General features: G+C 35.2%; 5 protein-coding genes. 1 reads left to right on the top strand and 4 read right to left on the bottom strand.

Features of this window, described 5'->3' with window-relative positions:
• Nucleotides 1-508 precede the first annotated feature (508 nt).
• The 4 genes from mobV to BMX83_RS10295 all read right to left on the bottom strand — a co-directional run bounded on the left by mobV (nt 509) and on the right by BMX83_RS10295 (nt 5,929).
• On the bottom strand, nt 509-1,765 hold the full coding sequence (gene mobV, locus BMX83_RS10310) for a MobV family relaxase (RefSeq protein WP_091636753.1): 1,257 nt from the start codon (nt 1,763-1,765) through the stop codon (nt 509-511).
• A gap of 325 nt (nt 1,766-2,090) precedes the next feature.
• Complete coding sequence (locus BMX83_RS10305) at nt 2,091-2,468, bottom strand: DUF536 domain-containing protein (protein ID WP_245746665.1); 378 nt, start codon at nt 2,466-2,468, stop codon at nt 2,091-2,093.
• 69 nt (nt 2,469-2,537) lie between these two features.
• Nucleotides 2,538-5,333 carry a DNA methyltransferase gene (locus BMX83_RS10300; protein ID WP_091636751.1) on the bottom strand — a complete coding sequence of 932 codons (2,796 nt, stop codon included), beginning with the start codon at nt 5,331-5,333 and terminating at the stop codon, nt 2,538-2,540.
• A gap of 26 nt (nt 5,334-5,359) precedes the next feature.
• Nucleotides 5,360-5,929 (bottom strand): site-specific integrase, encoded by a 570-nt coding sequence (locus BMX83_RS10295; RefSeq protein ID WP_091636749.1) that lies wholly within the window; start codon nt 5,927-5,929, stop codon nt 5,360-5,362.
• 207 nt (nt 5,930-6,136) lie between these two features.
• Between BMX83_RS10295 and BMX83_RS10290 the strand changes: the two genes are divergently transcribed.
• The coding region (locus BMX83_RS10290) for a hypothetical protein (protein WP_143059537.1) at nt 6,137-6,325 on the top strand (189 nt) is incomplete at its 3' end.

Here is a 6,325-nt window from a genome sequence, read left to right as displayed (position 1 = left end):
AGTGGCAAAATGTCTTTATGAAGTGGCAAAATGTCTTTATAACATGAGCAAATCCCTTGTGGGAGTAAGGCTGAAAAAATCCTAAACATTACTTAAACATATTTATTAAACAATATATAAACAGCAAGGTTCAAAAACCACCGCTTAATTTGCCTGTTACTTCTCTTAAAATTAATAGATTTTATTTAAAATAAAAAAGGAGGACTTGCTTTCGCAAGCCTCTGTATAAAAAAAGATCAAAAAATAAAAGGAAATCTTGCTTCGCAAGCTAAAAGACATTTTAAAAGGTCAAAAGAAGTCGCTATGCTCCGTTGACAAGGAAATAAGGGAAACAGATATCTGATCCAATCAGTACGTTTAAACGGTCACTTTGAGACATCTCTAAGTTTGTAGAAGGCTCACTTCGTTCGTGCAGGGCAAGCCCTACATACCCAAAAGCAGTTAAAAACTCTCTGTACCCCTTGATACAAGCGAAGGTAAAGAATGTTTACCTAGATAAAACGAGCCTTTATCGAAACCGCCCTCGACTTTGCGTTCGCTCTTTTTTCTTTTCTTTCTCTTGTTCTTTTTCAAAATGGTTGTCTATCCCATTCGAGGTTAATTTTTCTGATAGATCACGCATGAAGTCATTAAACAGAGTTTTAAAGGCCTTTATATCACTTGTACGCTCTTTTAAGAAGGATCTGGTAGTTTTATATAGCAATCGAAGTTCTTTCTTTAAATCGCTTATTTCGCCCTTTAAAAATGAATTTTCCTTTTCGAGTACACGATACAGTCCCACATGTTTATTATTTAGGTCTAAAATCTCTTTTTTCTCTTTTCTCAAAATGATTTTCTCTTCGGCTAGGCTTTCTACTTTGGCTTTAAAAAAGGCATTTTCTTCGTATACATCCGTTTCTAAAACTGCAGTCAATTTTTCTTCTGCTTCTTTTCCCTGTTGAATGGCGTGTGTCATAGTTAAATAGTCTTCTTCTGAAAGGAGAACGTTTCCCGTCCATTGTTTCTCCTGTTTCATTTTGGATTTTCCAAAAATATTTTTTTCTCCGGTTTCTACGTCCACCATCTTGTTTTCTTTCATGGGTAGAATCGCAAGAGGGTACTCCTTTTTCGTTTCTTTTTGATAAGCGGATAATTCTTCCTTTTTCTGTTGTACCTTTTTTTCTATTTCTTCTTGTTCTTTTTTCATGGCTTTGTATTCAGGGACGGTTAGATTTTTCTGCTCGGATCCCTTCCTCCCTCGTTCAATATCAAACCCTGCGGTTTGAAGGACTTTGGGTAAGTCTTCCTGAATTTCTCGTAAGACTGGACGGTTAAACACTGTTTTTGCGCTCAACTTGTAGTCTTCATCAAAGGGAACGACCCCCAAGTGCATGTGGGGAGTGGTTTCGTCTAAATGAACCGTCGCATAGCGAATATTTTGCTCGCCAAATCGATCTGCGAAATAATCCTTTGCTTCCTCAAAAAAGGATCTTGTTTGTTCAGGAGTCAATGCTTCAAAAAAAATCGTGTCGCTGGTAATGATCCATTCGCTAACCAGTACGGCATCTTTTCGAACGGCTCGCGAACTCGCTTTATTCTCGTTGATAAAGGCTTGAATATCGGTCTTATAATTTTCTGTTTGGTGGACTAACTCATAATTTAAATTCGAACGGTCTATATCGATATCTGGGTTCGAATGATTTTCTGTTTTTCTCTGATTGTGGTTTCCAATTCCAGTTAAATTTCCTGCTTTCATCTTCTGCATTCTCGCTGCAACCATGGACATAGAGCAAGCACTCCTTTTCTGGTCTGTACGGATAAACTTCCATGCAAAGTATAACACACTATACCTTATCTTCGTAAGGTGTGTGCTCTGCGAGGCTAAAAGCGTTCGGCTTACAGCCGAGACAAGTGGGAAACCGTCCACTTGTAAAAGCGTGAAGTGCGTCGGCTGATTGGTCAGCCGATCAACCTTTTTTTCGCTGGACGTTGTCCGTGTTCGCTCCAAAAGTTTGGTTGATCTTCATGCGGCCTCGTTGGCTCGGCGCATGAAAGACAACAGTGTATAAAAAAGCCCCCTTCGACTAACGTCAGGGGGCGAGTTTTTTATTTCAAGAATTAAACCAACGGCTAAAGAAGCCTTTTTTCGCTTCTTTTTCCTCAAAAGCTTCTAATTTCTTTTCAGTTTCTTTGGTTTCTTCTAGTTGGAGGTGCTGGATTTGCTGATTGGTTTGCAGGGTTAATTGTTGCTGCTGATCGAGCAAGGTTTGCATTTTTTCGATTTGTTCGTCTTTTTTGACAAGCTGCTCTTCTAAGATCTCAATCATCTTGATATCACTATTGATATCACTGCTATCAGAAGTGCTATCAAAGATAGCATCGATAATAAATTGATTCATTGAAACGTTTTTTTCTTGTGCCATTTTCTTAATCTGTTCTCTTTCATCATCAGTTACTCTTATGATTATTTGGACACGATTCTCTGTCAATTACCTCACCATCCTAGTAGTAATGCATGATATCTTCATGCTATCACACGGATAGCTGTATAGATATTTTTATTTAGAAGTAACTAGTTTTTCATACATTTTAAATAGTTGAGAAACACTATCACTTTCAGTAGTTTCGCCAACTTTCATTCCATAGGCCTCCATAACGGCTTTGTCATTTTCTTGATGAGCTTTTCTTAATTCTACAGGCATAATTACTTCATCATACAAATCAGCAAGTGAACTATTTGGATATAGAGTGCGAGCGTCTAAAATACCTTGAGCTGTTTGTTTTATCTTGTTTTTTTGTAATTCGTTGGTATCTGGCCAAGGAAAAGTATTATAAACTAAAGTTGATGAATAGCGATATCTCATTTCTAATCTACCAGCTATTGCTCTCATCCAAGCCATATGAACATTTGAAGTGATAATACCAAATTCATATAATGTTGCATTAGGTATAAGCTGAACTGCATCAGTAACGATATTTTCTGAAGACATAAATCCAATTGGGACATACCTTCGATTTTCAGAAGACACTCGTGGTACTAGTAAATAATTTGTATCAGGTTGGGCATCTTGTTTAAACCTTGTTGGATAATCTGCATATTTATTAGTGGACTTGGCTTTGCTTTTAAGTCTATATTCTCTAACTTTTTGAATACGACCATGTACCATAGGTAGAGAGCGAAGTTCGTCAGGAGTCGCATCTTTTAACCATAAGCAATATCGTTCTTTATTGTTAATAAATTCTGCTGCACCGTAAACCCTTCTTACAAATTTTTCAGCATCTGGTTCCTTAGAGATTAGTTCATTTTTTTCCTCTGGTGTTAAGAAGAAAAAGCCTCCATCAGTAGGTTTACTGCCATATATCATAGGGGGAACATTACTCAGGTTTTTCCTTGAAGATTCTACTATAACCACTGGAGCTTCGATTAAATACGGATTTATTTCATTTACAATTTCAAATTTATTCAATTCATAGAATATCTTTTTAGATTTAGAAGTAACGCTATTATGACTAAAACCAATTATAACTACATGAACTTGAGCTTTTTGAGATGACTCGTTATCCCACTTAAATGTTTTATATGCAAAATTAATATCAATATTAAATCGATCATAAAGCGGCTTCCAAACCCCAGCTACCTGTTCGCCCTGTGTAATGGAATTAGTTGATACTAATGCAACCTTAGTTTTAGTGTTTTCAATAAATTCAGCTGCTTTAAAAAACCAGCCTGCTACATAGTCAATTTTTCCTGATAGGGGATATTCTTTACCCATTAAGTCAATATATATACTTCGCATTTGCTTCTTCTGTTCAGAATTTTGTACTGAATGTCCTATAAACGGAGGATTACCTATAATATAATCTAAGTCATACCTGTCAATTACATTATTCCAATCCATTTCAAGAGCATCACCTTCAATAATATTGGTGTAAGATTTTATTGGTAAAAAGTCAACTTCTGAATAAATTAAATCTTTTGTTTTTTCAAACATTTGACTTTCTGCAATCCATAGAGCAGTCTTCGCTACTGCAACTGCGAAATCGTTAATCTCTATTCCATAAAATTGATCTAACGATACCTTAATCAAGTCTGCTTCAGTATCTAACAACACATTATCTCCATGAATTAAAACTAACGCTTCGTTTTCTAGCTCACGCAGTGCGATATATGTTTCGGTTAGAAAGTTCCCACTTCCAGCTGCCGGATCTAAGAATGTTAGGGAAGCTAGTTTATTTTGAAACTCTAGTGCACGTCGTTTAATTGCTGCATGTTGTTTAAGCTGCTTAATTTCATTTAATTCTTTTTTAAGCTCTTCTAAAAATAAAGGGTCAATGACTTTATGGATATTTTGAATAGAAGTGTAGTGCATACCGCCTTTACGTCTTTCTTCGGGGTTTAAAGTGCTCTCAAACACACCCCCAAAGATCGTCGGGCTGATTTCAGACCAATTAAAGTCACTACTCGCATTTTCTAAAATTAATTCGCATAGATGATCTGTAAATTGTGGGATTTCAATATCCATATCTTCAAATAGCCCACCATTCACATAGGGAAAGGCTGCTAATTTCTCATCTAAATATGGATCTCGATCTTCTGCTTTTGTATTCAATACGTGGAAAAACTCAATAATGGCATGTCTAAAGTTTCTTGTATCAAAATCAACTAGATAATCATGAAACATTCTTCTTTTTCCAAACAAACCAGCATCTTCGGCATAAAAACTAAAAACAAGTCTCACACTTAATTGATTAATACTTTTCAAAGAGGAAGGATCTTCAGGATCTTGGTATTGTTCAATCAATTCATCATGAATTTGACCGATTAACTCACCAGCTTGGATCGATACTTTCGTCTCTTTTTCAATTTGCGTGTTTGTTTTATCAATTAAAATTTCAAGTCGATAATATTCTTTTTCTAAATCCTTTAATTTTACTATTGACGGATCTGAATTAGGTTTCTCCATATCGTATATGTAAAATTCTTTAAAATTACTGGTGATAATCCATCGTGGACGTCGCGAATAAGGCAAAGTCGCTGAATAGCGTAAGGCTTGTTGAAAAGGCGTTAAATAAGTGCCATCAGATTGTCTAAGTCCTTTATTTAAATCGCGGTGTTGCCCTTTTTGTTCAATTAATACGTTTGTTTTCTCAATATAGCCATCAATGAAACTTGTACTGTCCATCATATTTGAAACAGAGTCTTCAAAAGTGATATATTCTGTCGGATTATCGATACCATATACAGATTGTAATAAATCTAACCAAAACGACTGGCTATCTTGTTTTTCATTCCCACGATCAGCCCATCTTTTGATAAAATCTTTTGCTGCTTTTCGTTGCACGGATTGATTCATTTTTTCACCTCTTATAATTTATCGTATTAAAGTTTTAAACTTCCATAAAGATCGTTAATATCGTCTTGCTGAATACCTAAATAACGCTTGGTGACCGTTAAATTACTATGATTCAAGGTTTCCATAATGATCGCTGGACTGAAACCTTTTTTCCAGGCGTGATAGCCCCACGTTTTTCTAAGGCTATGCGTGCCGACATTGTCTTTAATTCCAACAGCTTTTGCTGCATCTTTTAAAATATTCAAGGCTTGCTGTCGTGAGAGAGGTTTCTGCGCGCCTTCTCGCGACTGAAAGAGGTAATCATCGAAGGAATATCCGTCTAAGCTTCCCAGAAGCTCTTCTAGCGCACGCTGACTCGGCTTATTCAACTTAATTCGTCGTTCTTTCTTGGTTTTACCTTCTAAAATACGAATCTCCTTAAATTTTCCTTTTTTATCTAAAATATCGCTCCATTTTAAAGCTAATAAATCCGTAATTCGCAAAGCTACATTGATGCCCACCACAAATAAAGCATGATCGCGCAAGTTTTGACCTTTCAAATAGGTTTTCATTGTCTGAATTTTTTTCTCGTCACGAATTGGATCTACACTGATCATTGGTTTTCCTCTTTTCTATCAGTTTTCTATTAAACAATTATAGCAAATACTAAGACAAACTAAAAAAGATTAAAGTTACTGAGAAAATTACTAGATATTTTTAAAAGATATGTTTTGTGAAAACAATGGCAGGGTAGCAGAAAAAGAGTATAATTAGTAAAAGAAATTTAGAAGACCAATAATATAAAAAAGAGGAGATTTGAATAGATGAAATTTATCGAAATAATTATTGCAATAATAGGCTTTATTTTTCTTTTCATCCCTGATGACTTTGTACTAAAAATTATTGTTGCTTTGACAACAACTATTATTATTTCTTTTGTACATATATATCACATTAGAAATGAAAACAAAAAAATAAATAAAAAGAATAATGAATTAAATGAAGAGAATAAT

It is taken from the genome of Alkalibacterium gilvum (assembly GCF_900109085.1).
GTDB classification, from domain to species: domain Bacteria; phylum Bacillota; class Bacilli; order Lactobacillales; family Carnobacteriaceae_A; genus Alkalibacterium; species Alkalibacterium gilvum.
Note: the sequence above shows the minus strand (reverse complement) of the source record. Positions and strands in the feature narration are given on the sequence as shown.

What these genes read in the sequence shown, in the direction of transcription:
- mobV (WP_091636753.1), bottom strand. Translation starts at nt 1,765, where the DNA reads ATGTCCATGGTTGCAGCGAGAATGCAGAAGATGAAAGCAGGAAATTTA.
- BMX83_RS10300 (WP_091636751.1), bottom strand. Translation starts at nt 5,333, where the DNA reads ATGAATCAATCCGTGCAACGAAAAGCAGCAAAAGATTTTATCAAAAGA.
- BMX83_RS10295 (WP_091636749.1), bottom strand. Translation starts at nt 5,929, where the DNA reads ATGATCAGTGTAGATCCAATTCGTGACGAGAAAAAAATTCAGACAATG.